The sequence below is a fragment of the Thalassospira sp. HF15 genome (genome assembly GCF_011806525.1).
Taxonomy (GTDB): domain Bacteria; phylum Pseudomonadota; class Alphaproteobacteria; order Rhodospirillales; family Thalassospiraceae; genus Thalassospira.
Genome location: NZ_JAAVKI010000001.1, coordinates 98,220 through 115,139, shown reverse-complemented (window position 1 = coordinate 115,139; position 16,920 = coordinate 98,220). Strand labels below are relative to the sequence as shown.

Genomic DNA, 16,920 nt, shown 5'->3' with positions numbered 1-16,920 from the left:
AGACGTTATGAATAATTTCGACAAAACCGCCTATTGGCAGGACATTGATCAGGCTCACCACATTCACCCGTTCACAGATACGGCGGACCTGAACAATCGCGGCACCCGTGTGATCACCCGTGCCGAAGGCGTCTTTATCGAAGATTCGAACGGCAAACGGTATCTTGACGGCATGGCGGGCCTTTGGTGCGTCAATATCGGCTATGGCCGCAAGGAACTTGCCGAAGCCGCCTATAAGCAGATGCTTGAACTGCCCTATTATAACAACTTCTTCCAGTGTGCGAACACGCCGGCGATTGAACTTTCAAAGGTTCTTGCCGAAATCACCCCGGAAGGCTTGAACCACGTATTCTACGCCAACTCGGGCTCCGAGGCGAACGACACGGTTGTCCGCATGGTGCATCAGTATTGGAACCTTAAAGGCAAGCCCGAGCGCACCCACATCATCAGCCGCAAGAACGCCTATCACGGGTCGACCGTGGCGGGCGCATCGCTTGGCGGCATGTCGGGCATGCATTCGCAGGGCGGTTCGCTGGTGAAGGATATCGTTCATATCGATCAGCCTTACTGGTACGGCGAAGGTGGCGATCACACCCCCGAAGAATTCGGCCTGATTGCTGCGCGCAAGCTTGAAGAAAAGATCGAGGAACTTGGCGCAGACCGCGTTGGTGCCTTTATCGGCGAACCGATCCAGGGTGCTGGTGGCGTGATCATTCCGCCGTCAACCTACTGGCCGGAAATTCAGCGTATCTGCAAAAAATACGACATTCTTCTGATTGCTGACGAAGTCATCTGTGGCTTTGGCCGGACCGGCGAATGGTTTGGTTGCGACACCTTTGACATCAAGCCGGACCTGATGCCGATGGCAAAGGGCATGTCTTCGGGATACCTGCCGATCTCGGCCGTCATGGTTGGCGACCGGGTGGCCGACGTCCTGATTAATGATTGCGGTGAATTCACCCACGGCTTTACCTATTCCGGTCATCCGGCCTGTGCGGCGGTCGCGCTTGAAAACATTCGCATCCTGCGCGAAGAAAAGATGGTCGAACGCGTCAAGGATGATATCGCACCCTACTTCGCCAAGGCCCTTAAAACCCTTGAAGACCATCCGCTGGTCGGTGCGGTTGAAACCGTTGGCCTGATTGCCGGCATGCCGCTGGTTGATGACAAGAAAACCCGCAAAGGTTTCGAGAACCCGGGCACGGTCGGCACCATGTGCCGTGATGCCTGTGTGGCCAATGGCGTGATTTCGCGCGCCTGTGGTGACCGCATGGTACTTTCTCCGCCACTTTGCATCACCCATGACGAAATCGACGAGTTGATCACACTTCTGCGTAAGTCACTTGACGACACCGCAAAAAAACTTGGCAAAATGTAATCAAGCCCTGATTACAAAGACTTAACCAAATACCCGGCATGAACTATCATAGCCGGGTATTTTAATCCTGCGGGATTGATCAACATCGCGACGCCTGCCCCACAGGCACACACATCCCAACGCCCACGCCCAAAAGAGCCCACCATGCTAAAACGCATCTATCAACCCGCCGCCTATCGCACCGACACCCTGCCAGACAGCTATTGGGTCGAAAGTGCATCGCCACTTCCTGCATGTAAAACGCTGCCCGACGAAGGTCAGCTTAATACCGATATCGCCATCATCGGCGGCGGTTATTGCGGTTTGTCGGCGGCTCTGGAACTGGCAGAAAACGGGGCAGATGTTGCTGTTTTCGATGCCGGTCGGTCTGGCTGGGGGGCATCCGGGCGCAATGGCGGCTTTTGCTGCATGGGCGGCAGTGGCAAGGGATTTGGTCAACTGGCAAAGACCTTTGGCGATGATGCAGTCAAACAGTTTGCTCACCATCAACGCAATGCCATCGATCTTGTCGACCAGCGTCTTGGTGACTGGAACATTGAAGCCGACCGTCACTCCAATGGCGAAGTCGTGCTGGCCCACAAACCCAACCGGGTGGCCGAACTGGCCCACGAAGCGCAAGAACTGGCACATTTTACAAACATCCCGACCGAGCTGCTGAGCCGCGACGCGTTAAAAGAACGCGGCCTTCATGCGGCAGAAACTTATGGCGGTTTGCATGTCCGGGCGGGTTTTGGCATCAACCCGATGAAATATCTTGCCGGTCTGCATGAACAGTGCGTTCTTGCCGGTGTTCGGATATTCGAACAGGCCACGATTGAGCGTTTCGAAGAAGATGGCGATATCTATCGCCTATATGCTGGCAAAACCCAAATCAATGCCGCCAAAATCGTGATTGCCACCAACGGGTATAGCGCGGAAAACCTGCCCGACTGGATCGGCGGACGTTTGATGCCGGTCTTTTCAGGCATCCTGATTACCCGCCCACTGCGACAGAGCGAGTTGGAAGATCAAGGCTGGACAAGCGACCTGATGGCTTTTGACAGTCGCATCCTGCTGCATTATTTCCGCAAGCTTCCCGACAATCGCTTCCTGTTTGGCGGACGCGGCGGCATTACCGCAACACCCAAGGCCTTTGCGGCTGGAAAACAAGATCTTCTGGATAATTTCAAACGCATGTTCCCGGCATGGCGTGAAGTTGCCTTTACCCATCACTGGAACGGGCTTGCTTGCCTGTCACAAAGCTGGCGGCCTTATATCGGCCGGGTTCCAGGTCATCATGATGTCTGGACGGCCCTTGCCTGGCATGGCAACGGGGTTGCGATGGCAAGTCTGGGTGGCAAGCTTCTGGCAGAACGGATGCTGGGCATTCGCGATGATGACGATCTGGGCGCTGTATTGACGACCCCGATGGACAAGTTCCCGATGCCTTCATTACGCCGTGTGGCGCGTTCGCTCGGATATCGTTATTACGGTCTGCATGACCGGTTTGCCTGAATACAGCATTGCCACCATCGGTGATCTGTTTGCGTTCGGGTCCGAAGTGACATATGTCATGTCGGAAAATTGCTGCTTTGTTTAAAGCAGTTCCAGTCCAAGCGCAGAACAGGCCAAAATCCATGTCCGAAAAACAGCCAACCCTTGCCGAAATCAAGGAACGTCGCGAAATTGCGACGCGCCGGATCAAGGAAGATACCGGCATTGATACGGACATGATCAAGAAAATCGTACATGGTTTTTACGCCAAGGTGCGTGATGACGAACTGTTGGGCCCGGTGTTTGAAGAAAAAGTCGACAATTGGGGCCATCATCTTGATCGCATGGTGATGTTCTGGTCATCAGTCGCCCTTGCCACCGGGCACTATGACGGCCGCCCGATGCAAAAGCACTTGCCGCTTAAAATCACCCGCCACCATTTTGACCGCTGGCTGCAACTGTTTGCCCAGACGTTATCGGAATATTGCGACGAACCAGCCGCCAAACATTTCATGGAACGCGCCCTTCGCATCGCGTCAAGCTTCGAAGTCGGCATTGCTGCCCATAATGGCGTGATCCTGTCGAAGGGGGAGCGCTACGACCCGGTATCCAAATGGGAACCAAATTGATACTCGAACGTTCAGCAAGCTAATACACATGGCCACGTATCGCGATTAACGTGCTTTTGCCAGTTCGTTGACAAATTGAAATGGTTGCGATTTCATGTGGTTATAAAGAATGTCGGGAAACCAAGAAAAAACAGTTTTGTTGGTAACCTCCAAAGGACGCGAACCAAAGCGGTCCCTGGCATTCTGACAATTGGATATGTCTGGCCCGGAACTTCCCCATTTTGCGGTATCGGGTGCATCGGTATGTATGGTGGCGCCCGCTATACCCGGTTCACCGATCGCCCCCAGGTCCGATAGCCCGACAAACATACGAAGCGACCTGCGACGACGAAACGGAGAGCCCGGACATGTGGTCAGTGATCACTCTTATTGTCATTTTGCTCATTGGTGTGATTGCCTACACGGTCTATGCACATCGGCATCACCTGACACCCACCAAGGGTAAAAAGATCAACCTCTCAGACCGCCCCAACAGTGCCCTTCTGATCGTTGACGTCCAGGAAGACTTCACCAGCCCGAACAGCAAGCACGCCTATCCGGCGGACATGGTCGATAAATTGATCACCGCAATCAATGAACTGGTTGAGACAGCCAATCGCAATGGCTCGCCGGTCATTTCGATCCGCCAGACCTTCCGCGGCTGGTACATCAACTTTTTAGTCAAGTTGCTCAATGAAGGGCGCGGCAGCCCCAAATCGAAGGGCCTTGATCTTGATGAACGGATCAATGGTGATATCGACCATGATATCGTCAAGGCGCGCGCGGATGGCTTTAGCGAGCCGGAGCTTGATCGCGTTCTTGATCGTCAGAAAGTCGGCAAGCTGATCATCGTGGGTCTGGATGGCGATTTTTGCCTTAAGGCAACCATGCAGGCCGCCCTTAACCGTGGTTACGAAGTATCGTTCAGCGATGCGACCACGTTGGCGCTTAATCCGGACAGCTGGAAGAAAACCAAGGCTGAGCTTACAGCACGCGGCGCATCCGAAGGATTGGGTGTATCGACACCCACGCCTGACAATGACGAAAACAGCGATCGTGCTGATGCGCGTGCGGCTGACAACCCCAGCCGTGAAACAGCCTGATAGCCCTTCCCCGGTCTCAAGGCTCAAAGCTTGTCGCGGATCGAATACCACAGCATCGCAGCGACCAGCATCGGGAAACGCAACGTCTTACCGCCGGGGAACACCGGCGTTTTGACATTGGCCATCACATCAAACCGCTCCATGGTGCCGACAACCGCATCGGCCATGATCTGCCCTGCCAGTGTCGCCATTGCGACCCCATGGCCGGAATAGCCGGTCGCGGTAAAGATATTATCCTCTACCTTGGCAAAGAACGGCATGCGGTTCATCGTGATCGCCAACGTCCCGCCCCAGCCGTAATCAATCTTGACGTCTTTGAGCTGCGGATAAACTTCAAGCATATGCGGCGACACAAACGCCTTGATGTCGCCCGGGAAGGTATAGCCATACGTCTCCCCACCCCCAAACAACATGCGTTTATCGGCACTCAGTCGGTAGTAGTTGATCACGAATTTTGAGTCTGCCACGGCGACATCATCGCGGATCAGCTCACGCGCCAGATCCTCACCAAGCGGTTCGGTGGCAATGACGAAATTGTTGATCGGCATGACGCGTTTCGCCACCCGATCTTCGAGCGCATCAAGATAGCCGTTGCAGCCAAGAATAAGCTTGTTAGCGCTAACAACCGCACCATCGGCTGTCTTGACCGTGACCTTACCGCCCTGACTTTGATAGCCGGTGACGACCGCACCCTCGAAAATCCGGGCCCCTGCCGCACGCGCGGCATCGGCCAGACCAAGTGCGAAGTTCAGCGGGTGGATATGACCCGCCCCCATATCAAGCGATCCGCCGTGATAGAACTCGGTTCCCAGCATGTCGCGCATTTCTGCGCGGTCAACGGACCGGATATCTTCATAGCCATATTCGGTCTGAAGCTTTTCGGCATAGGCATGGGTATCTTCGACAAAGCGCGCCCGATGATCGGCATGCAAGATGCCCGGCTTCCAGTCGCATTGGATATTATGCTTGGCGATAAGGGCCTTGACGATGTCCTTGGACTCTTCGGCAATATCCCAGAGTTTGCGCGCGTCATCGCGGCCAACCATCTTTTCAAGTTCATCCTGTTCGCGACGCTGGCCGGAACCGACCTGACCACCATTGCGGCCGGATGCCCCCCAACCCACCCGATGGGCTTCCAGCAAAATCACGTCATAACCGCGTTCTGCCAAATGCAGTGCTGATGACACCCCGGTAAAACCGCCGCCAATAACGACAATGTCGCAGGACTGATCCCCTTCAAGCTTGGCAAATGCATCCGTCGCATTGGCCGTTGCAGCATAGTAGGACTCAGGATAGTGGCCTGCCCGGTCATTGGCGGTCAGCAAATTCGGGGTGAACATGAGGAACCCTCATATTTTGTGAGTGGGGCTTATGAAGCGTGGCCTTATCCTGCCCAATCCGCCCCGCCTATCAAGGAAAAACTGCCAATATTCGGGCGCAAAACCGGCTTTTCACCGATTATGCCAAAACCAACCAAGTCGAAGAAAAAGGATTGCGCAAACACGCTGACAAAGCGTGATACCTGCGGCGATGAGTTTGCCGCTTTTTGCAGAACGGCACGTTAAAAATCAGAGTCTTAGGGCGTTTATCTGATTGTCTTGCTCATCCGCAGCATGACACGACCGCAACAAAAAATCCCCGATCCATCAGAAGACAGATCGGGGAAATCATCAGACCAATTGAATTGCTTGGGGTTAACCCCCTAGCCCTAGCGTTGTTTGGTTTCCCATTCCGGGTGCACGAAATAAGGTGCATTGGACGGTGCCAAGGGCGTTTTACCGCGAATGATGTCGGCCGCCTTTTCCCCAACCATGATGGTCGGTGCATTCAGGTTGCCGGTCACGATGGTCGGCATGATTGAACTGTCGACTACGCGGAGCCCCTCGACGCCGTGCACACGGGTTTTCTCGTCCACCACCGACATCTCGTCACTGCCCATCTTGCACGAACAGGACGGGTGATAGGCACTTTCGGCGTGATCGGCGACCCAGGCGTCAATCTGCTCATCCGTTTCGATATCCTTGCCCGGCGCGATTTCCGCCCCGCGCAGATCCGCGAAGGCATCCTGGGCAAAGATTTCGCGGGTCAAACGGACGGACGCGCGCATTTCTTCCCAGTCTTCCGGATGGCTCATATAGTTCGGGTCAATGATCGGGCGATCCTTGGGGTTGCTTGATGCCAGACGCACCGTACCGCGCGATTTCGAACGCATCGGGCCAACATGGGCCTGGAAACCATCGCCTTCGGCCGCCTTGGAGCCGTTATAGTTAATCGCGGCCGGCATGAAGTGATATTGCAGGTCCGGATGTTTCACGCCCGCCTTGGAGCGGATAAAGCCGCCGGCTTCAAAATGGTTGGTCGCACCAAGACCGGTTTTGAACAGATACCATTCAAGACCGATCTTGAACTTGTTCCACCAATCAAGCTTGCTGTTGAGGCTGATCGGTTTGGTGCATTCCATCTGAACATAAAGTTCCAGATGGTCCTGAAGGTTTTCACCCACACCAGGCAGATCATGGACAACATCAATGCCATGTTCACGCAGATGGGCCGCCGGACCAATGCCCGACAGCATCAGAAGTTTTGGCGAATTGATCGAACCGGCCGAAATAATCACTTCACGATCCACGACCGCGCGCTTGTTTTCGCCTTCATGGAAGAAGTCCAGACCAACGGCGCGTTTTCCTTCGAAAACAACGCTTTGCGCAAATGCCTTGTGATAGACAGTCAAGTTCGGGCGCGTCATGGCCGGACGCAGATAGGCCCGAGCGGTTGACCAGCGACGGCCCTTGTAGACCGTCATGTCCATGGTGCCGAGACCTTCCTGACGATAGCCATTCTGATCCGGGGTGAATTCATACCCGGCTTCCTGACCGGCCTTGACCCATGCCTTGTGCAGATCGTTCTGGCAGGCACCAGTGGTCACATGCAGCGGGCCATCACCGCCATGATATTCATCACCTTCGGTGTCCTCATTGCGGGTATCGGCGCGCCGGAAATATGGCAGGCAGCGTGCATAGTCCCATTCCTTGAGCGCGGCGTCTTGTTCGGCCCAGCGATTGTAATCAAGCGCATGACCACGCACATAGGCCATGCCGTTGATCGAGCTGGAACCGCCATAAACACGTCCACGCGGTGTTTCCATGCGACGGTTATTCAGGTTTGGCTGCGGGGTTGTCCAGTAAGCCCAGTTATAGGTTTCCGACTGCATCGGATAAGACAGGGCTGTCGGCATATGAATGCGCCAGTCCCACCAGTGGTCCTTTGGCCCGGCTTCGACAACCAGAACCTTGACTTCAGGGTCTTCGGTCAGTCGGTTGGCAAGCACAGCCCCTGCCGAACCGGATCCTACAATCACGTAATCATATTTTTCAGTCGTCGTTGGGGTCGTCATATCTGATCCCTTGTGTTGGTCGTGCTGTGTGGGCAGCCGGTTGGTTGTTTCGCGAATATTGTCCGGTGAAAAGGCCTTAGTAAGGGGCCTCGACATCACCGGTTTCGACATAAACCGATTTGATGCGGGTGTAGTATTCAATCGCCGCACGGCCGTTTTCGCGGCCAACGCCCGATTTCTTGACGCCACCAAACGGCATCTCGATCGGGGTGATGTTATAGGTGTTGATCCAGCATGTACCGGCCTCAAGGCGCGCTACCACGCGGTGCCCGCGTGACAGATCCTTGGTGAAGACACCCGCAGCCAGACCGTATTGGGTGTCATTGGCACGCTTGATCGCTTCGTCTTCGTCCTTGAAGGTCAGGACAGACATTACCGGACCAAAGATTTCCTCACGCACGATGGTCATGTCATCGGTGCAGTCGGCAAAGACGGTGGGTGCGACAAACAAACCACCTTCGGGCATGCCCTCAGACACGGCATGGCCACCGAGAACGCATTTCGCACCCTCTGCCTTGCCCTTTTCGATATAGGACATGACCTGCTCATACTGGGCCTTGGTGACAATCGGGCCAACCTGGGTTTCAGGTTTTTCAGGATCACCGAGAACCAAATCCTTGGAACGGGCGATCAGTTTTTCGATGAAGGCATCGGCAACGCTTTCATGCACAAAGACACGCGTGCCGTTCGAGCAAATCTGACCCGAAGAATAGAAGTTCGCCATCTGTGCGCCCGAAACCGCGTTATCAAGATCGGCATCCTCGAACACGATCATCGGCGACTTGCCGCCAAGTTCCATGGTGACAGCTTTCATGCCGCCCGCCGCCGCAGCAGCAACCTTTGCCCCCGTCGCGGCCGAGCCGGTCAACGAGATTTTATCAACATCCGAATGTTCAACCAGTGCAGCTCCGCTTTCACGCGCACCCTGCACCACGTTGTAAACGCCATCCGGAAGACCGGCTTCCTGCAGTGCCTCTGCCACGGCAATCGCCGACAGCGGCGTGGTTTCGGAAGGCTTGTAGACAACAGCATTGCCGCACGCCAGAGCCGGTGCCGCCTTCCAGCACGCGATCTGGATGGGATAGTTCCAAGCCCCGATGGCGCCACACACACCAACCGGTTCACGGCGGGTATAGGCAAAGTTGCCCGCAAGATCGATATGTTCGCCCGCAAGACTACCAGCCACGCCGGCGAAATATTCAAGGCACTCGACACCGGAAATCACATCGACGATTTCAGTTTCCTGAATGGCACGGCCTGTATCGCGGGTTTCAACCAGCGCCAGCTCATCATTGCGATCGCGCAGGATTTGGGCAGCCTTGAAGAGGACACGCGCGCGTTCAGCAGCCGGGGTGTTTTTCCAGACTTCGAACCCGGCGCGCGCGGCCTTGACCGCCGCATCAACATCGGCGGCAGTACTTTCATGGCCCTTGGCAAGAACCGTGTTGGTCGCGGGATTAAGGGTAACCATCTCCGCGCCCGATCCCCGGGTCTTCTTGCCGTTGATGAAATTCTGGATTTGATAAAGGCTCATCTTAAAACTCCTGCTGGCTGCGCATTTGGGTGGCAGCCTTGAACGTTTCTTTGGTTCGATTGCGTTTAACGGGCTGGCGAATTCGCCAGATACAGCCGCAAGGTGCCCAGCACCATTTTGCGTGCCCCGCCGATATCCGATTTGCCGCGTGACAGACCGGTCCGCACCCAGATCCCGTCGACCATGGCGGCGATCGCAGCCGATATGTCATCGGCGCATTCTTCGGTTGTCAGTTGGCGCAGCTCATGACGCAGGTTTGAAGCCAGCCGCTGAAAATAGATATTGTTCAGCCGACTCAACGCTTCGGAAAACGGTACCTGCGCCCAGAAAGACAGCCATGCCACAGTGACCTGCGGGGTAAACTGTTCTTCATTGAAGTTGGTATTGATAATGGCTTCAAGACGATCTATCGGCGTTTCGGCCTTTGCCAGACGCACCAGATAATCATTGCGCAAATCCTGCATCAGGGAGCGCATGGTTGCTTCGAGCAACGCATTCTTGCCGCCAAAATAGTGCGAAATAATCCCCGACGACATTCCTGCAGCCTTCGCGATACGGGCAATCGTTGTATCGGCGAATCCGTGCTGGTGAATGGTTTCTATCGTCGCGTCGATCAACTGCCTGCGGCGAACAGGCTGCATACCAACCTTGGGCATTAATTCATCCAATCTTCTGCGTTGCGAAGGGTTTAACGCCAGTGCAACAGCATAAAACGCAGTTTTTAATCCTTCGCAATTGACGTAACCAGAATATGCTGTAATTTAATTGAACAATCAATCAATAAAAACACGCCGACATTTGCGGCGCGTTTATCAGGGGCTTGAACCTTTGCTGCGCGGCTTTGCGGCTGTTTTTTGTGATTATTCCGGCCCGTTGATCACGTTCGGGGGAACGTGGTTGATGGCTCTGGGCGAGTGTTGGCGACATGTATGTTGCGTTGATGTTCGTCTGGCCTCCGGAACCGAGAGTCTTCCGATGACGAGCCTCATCTGGTCATCGGTAACATTAGGTTTATACAAGGGAGAACCAGAAGCATGACCAATCTTTCCACGTTCGGCCGCCTTCTTGGCAGCACCATCATTGCGACCACCCTTCTGGGTGCCGCCGGTGCCAAAGCTGCCGATAGCGATGCCTGCAAAACCGTGACCTTCTCTGATGTTGGCTGGACCGACATCACGGCCACGACGGCAACCGCGTCGGTCATCCTTGACGCGCTGGGCTACACCGCAGAAACTGAACTTCTTTCGGTTCCGGTCACCTATACCAGCCTTGCCAATGGCGACGTTGACGTCTTCCTGGGCAACTGGATGCCGACCATGGCTGCTGACATTCAGCCCTACCTCGACAAAGGCACGGTTGTTTCGACCGGCGCGAACCTTGAGGGTGCAAAATACACGCTTGCTGTAACCCAGAATGCCTTTGACGCGGGTCTGAAAGACTTTGCCGACATCGCCAAGTTCCATGACGAACTGGACGGCGAAATCTATGGCATCGAGCCGGGCAATGATGGTAACCGCCTGATCCAGGACATGATCGATAGCGACCAGTTCGGTCTGGGCGAATTCGAACTTGTTGAGTCCTCCGAACAGGGCATGCTGGCAGAGGTCAAACGCAAATCGTCGCGCGATCAGTTCATCGTCTTCCTGGGTTGGGAACCGCATCCGATGAACGCAAAATACGACATGGCCTATCTTGATGGTGGCGATGACGTCTTTGGTCCGAACTTTGGCGGTGCCACGGTTCATACCAACCTGCGTGCCGGTTACACCGACGAATGCCCGAATGCCGGCACCTTCGTCACCAACCTGAAATTCAGCCTCGCCATGGAAAACGAAATCATGGACGCGATCCTGAACGAAGGTACCGACCCGGCAGACGCCGCAACCGCATGGCTCAAAGCCAACCCGGATGCCGCAATGGCGTGGCTTGATGGCGTTACCACCTTTGACGGTGGCGATGCCAAGGCCGCCCTTAAAGGCGAACTTGGCCTTTAAGCCACAGGCTTGATTTTACCGATGCGCCTGCCGCCAAATTACGGCCAATGCAGGCGCATCGGTTCTATTTTTTTAATTCTCATTGAACGGATATTTTCGCATGGAATGGCTCACGGAAACGAAAATTCCGCTGGGACAGTGGATATCGTCCCTGATGGATGCGCTGAATGAACATGCAGATTTCGTGTTCTATACCATCTCTGATGTTCTTGAATTCATCATTGAAAACACCATCGATTTTCTGGTGTGGCTGCCGGCACTGGTGATTATTGCCGCCTTCGGGATTCTGGCAACCGTGCTGCACAAGTCATGGAAACTTACAGCGTTTACCGTTCTATCCCTGCTGCTGGTGGTCAATCTTGGCTATTGGGAAGAAACCATGGAAACGCTGGCACTTGTGATCTATGCGACGCTGTTTTGCATGTTGATCGGTGTGCCGCTTGGTGTGGCATCCGCCCACCGGCCCTGGCTTCATCAGGCAATGCGTCCGATCCTTGATCTTATGCAGACGATCCCGACTTTTGTTTATCTGATCCCGACCCTGATCCTGTTTGGTCTGGGGGTTGTACCCGGTCTGATTTCGACCGTTATCTTTGCGATTGCCGCCCCGATCCGCCTGACCCATCTTGGCATTTCCAACACTCCCAAGGCGCTTCTGGAAGCCGGTGAAAGCTTTGGCTGCACACCGCGCCAGTTGCTGTTCAAGGTAGAACTGCCATCCGCCATGCCGTCAATCATGGCGGGCCTGACACAGTGCATCATGCTGTCGCTGTCGATGGTGGTGATTGCAGCCCTTGTCGGGGCCGATGGTCTGGGCAAGCCGGTTGTACGTGCGCTTAACACGGTGAATATCGCGCAGGGCTTTGAAGCCGGTCTTGCAATTGTGATCCTTGCCATCGTGCTTGATCGCATCTGCCGTCGTGAAAACAACGAAACTTCGGGGCAGTGATCATGAGCAATGCTGTTGAATTCGACAATATCGACGTGATCTTTGGCAATCGTCAGGCAGAATCCCTGAAACTGCTGGACGAAGGCAAAACCCGCGAAGAGATTGCTGCGGCCACCAACAATGTGCTTGGTGTCGCCGATGTAAGCTTCAACGTGCCCCAGGGCGAGATCTGCGTTCTGATGGGCCTGTCTGGATCAGGCAAATCATCGCTTTTGCGCTGCGTAAACGGCCTTAACACCGTATCGCGTGGTTCGCTTCGCGTACGGGATGGCGACTGGATGGAGGACGTCACCAAATGTGACGGTCCGACCCTTCGCAAGTTGCGCCGCGAATGCGTTGCCATGGTTTTCCAGCAATTTGGCCTGTTTCCCTGGCGCACTGTCGAGGACAATGTTGGCTTTGGCCTTGAACTGGGTGGTATGGGCCCGGTAGAACGCCGCGAAATCGTGCGCGAAAAGCTGGCCCTTGTCGGACTGGATCAGTGGGCACATAAATATGCCCATGAACTGTCAGGCGGCATGCAGCAGCGTGTTGGCCTTGCCCGTGCCTTTGCCACGGATGCGCCGATCCTTCTGATGGATGAGCCGTTCTCGGCCCTTGATCCGCTGATCCGTAACCGTCTTCAGGACGAGTTGCTGGATCTGCAGGAGAAGCTCAACAAGACCATCCTGTTTGTCAGCCATGACCTTGATGAAGCCATGAAGCTTGGCAATTCGATTGCCATTATGGAAGGCGGTTATGTCGTCCAGCACGGCACGCCCGAAGACATCGCACTGCGCCCGGCAAATGAGTATGTCGCGGACTTCGTGGCGCACATGAACCCGGTCAACATCCTGCGTGGTCGCGCGATCATGCATCGCATCAGTCGCGATCAGAAAACCGGTGCTGGTGAACTTCAGCTCGAAGATGCCAACATCCGCGTTACCCTTCAGGATGGCGTTGTGCAGTCTGCCAATAATGGCGAACGCGGCGAGCTTAAGCTGATCCATTATGACGGCACCCTGCCCACTGATCTGGATGCAACCGACAACTCGATTGTCTTTATTGCCCAGGATGATGTGCTGCTTAAGGATCTGATTGATATGCGCTCAATCACCCAGAACCCGGTGATCCTAACCCGCGATGGCAAGGTTTCCGGCACGCTGGGCCGCAAGGAGTTCTTTGACAGCCTGACACAGACAGCGTCTGTGGCAGACTGATCTGAAACAGACTTAAATCTCGAATGAAAAGGCGGCCCTTGTTGGGGCCGCCTTTTTTGTCTCACGCCGCCGTCTGGTTTGATGTCATACCCAAACTGCGTCCGGGTTATCCACCCGTGACCGGCGGAAACAGGGCAATTTCGGTGGCCTTGGTGACGTCGGTTTCGGGTGTGGCATATTCCTGATCCACCGCGACACGAATGATTGCAGGGTCCGCGAGGGCGTTGGCAAAGTTTTCGCCACGACCGGGCAGCCATGCCAGCAGGTCGGCAACCGTTTTGACGGTATCTGGCAGGTCAATCGCCTCTTCCGCCATGCCGATACGTTCCTTAACCCACGAAAAATAGATCAGTTTCATCTTCAATCCTGACACTTCAATTTGCCCGCATGCTTGCGCAGCACATCCCCGAAGACAAGTCCCAATGGCGTGATCGGTGAAAATTACGCGTTATGGATAAACGAAATATCCCTCTGGCGCAGCATCCAGCCGTGCGGTCAGGTTTTCGATAAAGAACCGTTCCGCCCGGCTAAGCGACATGCGCGGATTGGTAACAAGGTAGATATCAATCGCTGGCGGGGCGTCATACGGCGGCAATCGCCAAAGTTGCCCGCGTTCGGTCGCATTCTGAACAACGTGGATCGGCAAGGGCCCGATACCAAGCCCGGCATTGATCAAACGCCGCACTTCTTCAAGATGCGGGCTGACCGCTACGACCTTTCCCTTCATGCCTTCCTGCGCACGCAACACCGCAACCGGGGCCAATGCATCGCTTAACTGGTCGGTTGCGAAGGAGACGAATGCTTCGCTGCGCAGATCGGCCAGCGTTAAGTCCTTTTTGCCAAACAAATGATGGGTCGGGCCGCAGAAGAAACCGAAATGTTCGCGATAAAGACGGCGATATTCCAATCTGGGGTGGCGTTCCTTGACCAGACAGATGCCAAAGCTGGCCTGTTGCGACAGAACCTGATCAACGACATTGACCGAAGTCGCAACATCGATTTCATAGGTGACTTCCGGATGGGCGCGATTGAATTCGAAAAGCGCATCATCAAGCGGCGGAAAGACAACGTGACTGGCCAGCCACATATGCAAATGCCCGGTCAATTGATTGCCGCTGTCAGACATCACGTCTGACAGGCGTCGGATGGCACCACAAATCTCCCGGCATTCATGATAGAGCGCCAAGCCCTGCTCTGTGACTTCGAACCGGCCACGTTCGCGGTCAATCAGGCGCGCGCCAATCTGATCTTCGAGCCGTTTCAGCGCATTGCTGACACTGGGTTGGCGCAGCAAAAGCCGGTTGGCCGCCCCTGTGATCGAGCGTTCCTCAACAATAACGGTGAAGGTATGAAGCAGGTTCCAGTCGAACTGCCGACGCATTAACTCGTTCATCTATTGAGCCTTTTTGCACTTCACGAAGCATCACATAGTTTTTGGCTATGAGATCTATTCTACTTATCTATTTGTGCTATGTGCAAGTCTGGGTTGGAATAGCTCCAACATATTCTTCACGGCCAAATAACCGGGTGCGGCAATGACCGCAGACAATAACGGGAGGCAAAAATGGCCGCAGATATCGCCGGAGCCCGCAGGACTCCGTGGTTACTGCTATCACCATCACTGGCAACCATCAGCCTTCTGCTGATCGTGCCAATGCTGTTCATTGTCGTTTATTCATTCTGGTTGCGCACTGCGACCGGGGCTGATCAGGTCGGCTTCTATCTGGATAACTGGATCGAAGTCCTGGGGGATCGCTTTTATCGCGACATTCTGTTCCAGACCCTTCTGATTGCCCTCTACACCACGGTCATATGCGCGTTTGTCGGCTATATCCCGGCCTATTTCGTTGCCAATACCCGTATGAAATCCAAGGCGTTCCTGTTGCTGTTGCTGATGCTGCCTTTTTGGATCAGCTACATCATCCGCACCATGTCGTGGATCAACATTCTGGGCACCTCGGGCGCGCTGAACACACTTTTGATCTCGATGGGCGTGATCGATGACCCGATCCAGATGCTCTATAACCAGCAGACCGTGGTTCTGGGCCTTGTGCACTATCTGCTGCCCTTCATGATTTTGAATGTCTATGTCAGCCTTGATGGCATCGACAAGAACCTGACAGAAGCAGCCCAAAGCCTTGGCTGTACCGGTTTTCAGGCGTTCCGCGAAGTTACCCTGCCGCTGTCCCTGCCCGGCTTGGCTGCGGGATCGTTACTGTGCTTTGTGCTGGCCGCTGGCACCTATATCACCCCGATCGTTCTCGGTGGGCCGCGTGATGCGATGTTTGCCAACCTCGTGTTTGAGGCCATCGTCACCCAGTTAAACTGGCCGCTTGGCTCTGCACTGTCGCTCGTCCTGCTGGCCCTTCTGGGCGCGCTGGTCGTCATCTACACCCGCTATCTCGGCATCGATCAGATCGCCAAGAGCTTCAAATAAGGGAGAGATGTGATGATGTCCGGCTGGTCCGTAATCCGAATTGCCACGATCCTTGTTTATCTGTTCCTGTTTGCGCCGGTGGCGGTTGTCATTCTGTTGGCGTTTAACGCCAACCAGTTCGGCAGTTTCCCGATCGAAGGTTTTTCATTCCGCTGGTTTGAAGCGCTTTGGAACAATGATGCGATTGTGCGGGCGTTCAAGACGTCGCTTTTGCTTGGTCTTCTGACCGCAGCCATTTCGACGACGCTTGGAACCCTCGCAGCCCTTGCCATGGTCAGATACGATTTCCCCGGGAAACGGACCATTTCAACATTGTTGGTTGCCCCAATCCTGATCCCGGAAGTCGTTCTGGCTGTGGCGCTCCTGCTGTTTTTGCAGTTCCTGGCGATGCCCAAAAGCTTCGGGCTTCTTTTGATGGGCCATGTGGTCTTTACCCTGCCGTTTGTTGTGCTGGTGGTTCAGGCGCGGCTTGTCTCCATCCGCCGCGATGTTGAAGAAGCTGCCATGAGCCTTGGCGCAACACCAGTTCAGACCTTCTTTGAAGTGACCCTGCCGCTCATGCTGCCTGCTGTCATGGCCGGGATGCTGTTCGCTTTTACGATTTCATTTGATGACATCACCGGCACGCTCTTCTGGAAGCCGGGCGGCGTTGAAACCGTTCCGACCCAGATCTTTGCCATGCTGCGCAACTCCATCAGCCCGGAAATCAACGCGCTGGGTGCTGTGATGGTGATCTTCACCATTGCCCTGCCGCTTGTCGCGGCATCGATTGCGCGTGTCATGGCGATGCGCAGGGCCGGTGCATCGAAATAGCTTTTTGCAAAACGCGGACAACCGCCAAAACCAAAAAC

15 protein-coding genes are annotated in these 16,920 nt (G+C 54.9%); 9 read left to right on the top strand and 6 right to left on the bottom strand.

The features are described from left to right. Nucleotides 1–7 precede the first annotated feature (7 nt). The 4 genes from HED22_RS00545 to HED22_RS00530 all read left to right on the top strand — a co-directional run bounded on the left by HED22_RS00545 (nucleotide 8) and on the right by HED22_RS00530 (nucleotide 4,562). Nucleotides 8–1,378 (top strand): aspartate aminotransferase family protein, encoded by a 1,371-nt coding sequence (locus tag HED22_RS00545; protein ID WP_167717823.1) that lies wholly within the window; start codon nucleotides 8–10, stop codon nucleotides 1,376–1,378. Between the two features lie 144 nt (nucleotides 1,379–1,522). Beyond that, the gene (locus HED22_RS00540) at nucleotides 1,523–2,872 is read left to right on the top strand and encodes an FAD-binding oxidoreductase (protein WP_167717821.1); all 1,350 of its coding nucleotides are present in this window, start codon (nucleotides 1,523–1,525) and stop codon (nucleotides 2,870–2,872) included. A 122-nt stretch (nucleotides 2,873–2,994) separates the two neighbouring features. Continuing rightward, nucleotides 2,995–3,480 (top strand): group III truncated hemoglobin, encoded by a 486-nt coding sequence (locus HED22_RS00535; RefSeq protein WP_175581076.1) that lies wholly within the window; start codon nucleotides 2,995–2,997, stop codon nucleotides 3,478–3,480. Nucleotides 3,481–3,827: 347 nt separating this feature from the next. Continuing rightward, nucleotides 3,828–4,562, top strand: a complete 735-nt coding sequence (locus HED22_RS00530; RefSeq protein ID WP_167717819.1) for a cysteine hydrolase family protein — start codon at nucleotides 3,828–3,830, stop codon at nucleotides 4,560–4,562. Nucleotides 4,563–4,585: 23 nt separating this feature from the next. On the opposite strand, the gene HED22_RS00525 is transcribed toward HED22_RS00530, so the two are convergent. The 4 genes from HED22_RS00525 to betI all read right to left on the bottom strand — a co-directional run bounded on the left by HED22_RS00525 (nucleotide 4,586) and on the right by betI (nucleotide 10,146). Beyond that, nucleotides 4,586–5,902: an FAD-binding oxidoreductase gene (locus tag HED22_RS00525; protein ID WP_167717816.1), complete on the bottom strand. Its 1,317-nt coding sequence runs from the start codon at nucleotides 5,900–5,902 to the stop codon at nucleotides 4,586–4,588. A 368-nt stretch (nucleotides 5,903–6,270) separates the two neighbouring features. After that, nucleotides 6,271–7,956: a choline dehydrogenase gene (betA, locus tag HED22_RS00520; protein WP_167717814.1), complete on the bottom strand. Its 1,686-nt coding sequence runs from the start codon at nucleotides 7,954–7,956 to the stop codon at nucleotides 6,271–6,273. Nucleotides 7,957–8,032: 76 nt separating this feature from the next. Beyond that, complete coding sequence (betB, locus tag HED22_RS00515) at nucleotides 8,033–9,490, bottom strand: betaine-aldehyde dehydrogenase (protein WP_167717811.1); 1,458 nt, start codon at nucleotides 9,488–9,490, stop codon at nucleotides 8,033–8,035. Between the two features lie 65 nt (nucleotides 9,491–9,555). Continuing rightward, entirely contained in the window at nucleotides 9,556–10,146 is a 591-nt protein-coding gene (gene betI, locus HED22_RS00510; protein WP_167717810.1) for a transcriptional regulator BetI, read from the bottom strand. 378 nt (nucleotides 10,147–10,524) lie between these two features. On the opposite strand from betI, the gene HED22_RS00505 reads away from it, so the two are divergent. From HED22_RS00505 to choV, 3 genes are all read left to right on the top strand, one after another. Beyond that, entirely contained in the window at nucleotides 10,525–11,484 is a 960-nt protein-coding gene (locus tag HED22_RS00505; RefSeq protein WP_167717809.1) for a choline ABC transporter substrate-binding protein, read from the top strand. Between the two features lie 100 nt (nucleotides 11,485–11,584). After that, nucleotides 11,585–12,433: a choline ABC transporter permease subunit gene (choW, locus tag HED22_RS00500; RefSeq protein ID WP_167717808.1), complete on the top strand. Its 849-nt coding sequence runs from the start codon at nucleotides 11,585–11,587 to the stop codon at nucleotides 12,431–12,433. Between the two features lie 2 nt (nucleotides 12,434–12,435). Further along, nucleotides 12,436–13,632 (top strand): choline ABC transporter ATP-binding protein, encoded by a 1,197-nt coding sequence (gene choV, locus HED22_RS00495; protein ID WP_167717807.1) that lies wholly within the window; start codon nucleotides 12,436–12,438, stop codon nucleotides 13,630–13,632. A gap of 106 nt (nucleotides 13,633–13,738) precedes the next feature. Here the strand turns inward: choV and moaD are convergent, their stop codons facing one another. Both moaD and HED22_RS00485 read right to left on the bottom strand, forming a co-directional pair. Continuing rightward, nucleotides 13,739–13,990 (bottom strand): molybdopterin converting factor subunit 1, encoded by a 252-nt coding sequence (moaD, locus tag HED22_RS00490; RefSeq protein WP_167717806.1) that lies wholly within the window; start codon nucleotides 13,988–13,990, stop codon nucleotides 13,739–13,741. A gap of 90 nt (nucleotides 13,991–14,080) precedes the next feature. Then, nucleotides 14,081–15,025, bottom strand: coding sequence for a LysR family transcriptional regulator (locus tag HED22_RS00485; protein WP_254869641.1), 945 nt, complete (start codon nucleotides 15,023–15,025; stop codon nucleotides 14,081–14,083). Nucleotides 15,026–15,196: 171 nt separating this feature from the next. Between HED22_RS00485 and HED22_RS00480 the strand changes: the two genes are divergently transcribed. Together HED22_RS00480 and HED22_RS00475 are read left to right on the top strand one after the other, a co-directional pair. After that, on the top strand, nucleotides 15,197–16,069 hold the full coding sequence (locus HED22_RS00480; RefSeq protein WP_167717805.1) for an ABC transporter permease: 873 nt from the start codon (nucleotides 15,197–15,199) through the stop codon (nucleotides 16,067–16,069). A 12-nt stretch (nucleotides 16,070–16,081) separates the two neighbouring features. Beyond that, nucleotides 16,082–16,882, top strand: coding sequence for an ABC transporter permease (locus HED22_RS00475; RefSeq protein ID WP_175581075.1), 801 nt, complete (start codon nucleotides 16,082–16,084; stop codon nucleotides 16,880–16,882). The last annotated feature ends 38 nt before the right edge of the window (nucleotides 16,883–16,920 follow it).

What these genes read in the sequence shown, in the direction of transcription:
- betA (WP_167717814.1), bottom strand. Translation starts at nt 7,956, where the DNA reads ATGACGACCCCAACGACGACTGAAAAATATGATTACGTGATTGTAGGA.
- HED22_RS00540 (WP_167717821.1), top strand. Translation starts at nt 1,523, where the DNA reads ATGCTAAAACGCATCTATCAACCCGCCGCCTATCGCACCGACACCCTG.
- HED22_RS00545 (WP_167717823.1), top strand. Translation starts at nt 8, where the DNA reads ATGAATAATTTCGACAAAACCGCCTATTGGCAGGACATTGATCAGGCT.
- HED22_RS00475 (WP_175581075.1), top strand. Translation starts at nt 16,082, where the DNA reads ATGATGTCCGGCTGGTCCGTAATCCGAATTGCCACGATCCTTGTTTAT.
- choV (WP_167717807.1), top strand. Translation starts at nt 12,436, where the DNA reads ATGAGCAATGCTGTTGAATTCGACAATATCGACGTGATCTTTGGCAAT.
- moaD (WP_167717806.1), bottom strand. Translation starts at nt 13,990, where the DNA reads ATGAAACTGATCTATTTTTCGTGGGTTAAGGAACGTATCGGCATGGCG.
- betI (WP_167717810.1), bottom strand. Translation starts at nt 10,146, where the DNA reads ATGCCCAAGGTTGGTATGCAGCCTGTTCGCCGCAGGCAGTTGATCGAC.
- HED22_RS00535 (WP_175581076.1), top strand. Translation starts at nt 2,995, where the DNA reads ATGTCCGAAAAACAGCCAACCCTTGCCGAAATCAAGGAACGTCGCGAA.
- HED22_RS00530 (WP_167717819.1), top strand. Translation starts at nt 3,828, where the DNA reads ATGTGGTCAGTGATCACTCTTATTGTCATTTTGCTCATTGGTGTGATT.
- HED22_RS00480 (WP_167717805.1), top strand. Translation starts at nt 15,197, where the DNA reads ATGGCCGCAGATATCGCCGGAGCCCGCAGGACTCCGTGGTTACTGCTA.
- HED22_RS00525 (WP_167717816.1), bottom strand. Translation starts at nt 5,902, where the DNA reads ATGTTCACCCCGAATTTGCTGACCGCCAATGACCGGGCAGGCCACTAT.
- betB (WP_167717811.1), bottom strand. Translation starts at nt 9,490, where the DNA reads ATGAGCCTTTATCAAATCCAGAATTTCATCAACGGCAAGAAGACCCGG.
- HED22_RS00505 (WP_167717809.1), top strand. Translation starts at nt 10,525, where the DNA reads ATGACCAATCTTTCCACGTTCGGCCGCCTTCTTGGCAGCACCATCATT.
- HED22_RS00485 (WP_254869641.1), bottom strand. Translation starts at nt 15,025, where the DNA reads ATGAACGAGTTAATGCGTCGGCAGTTCGACTGGAACCTGCTTCATACC.
- choW (WP_167717808.1), top strand. Translation starts at nt 11,585, where the DNA reads ATGGAATGGCTCACGGAAACGAAAATTCCGCTGGGACAGTGGATATCG.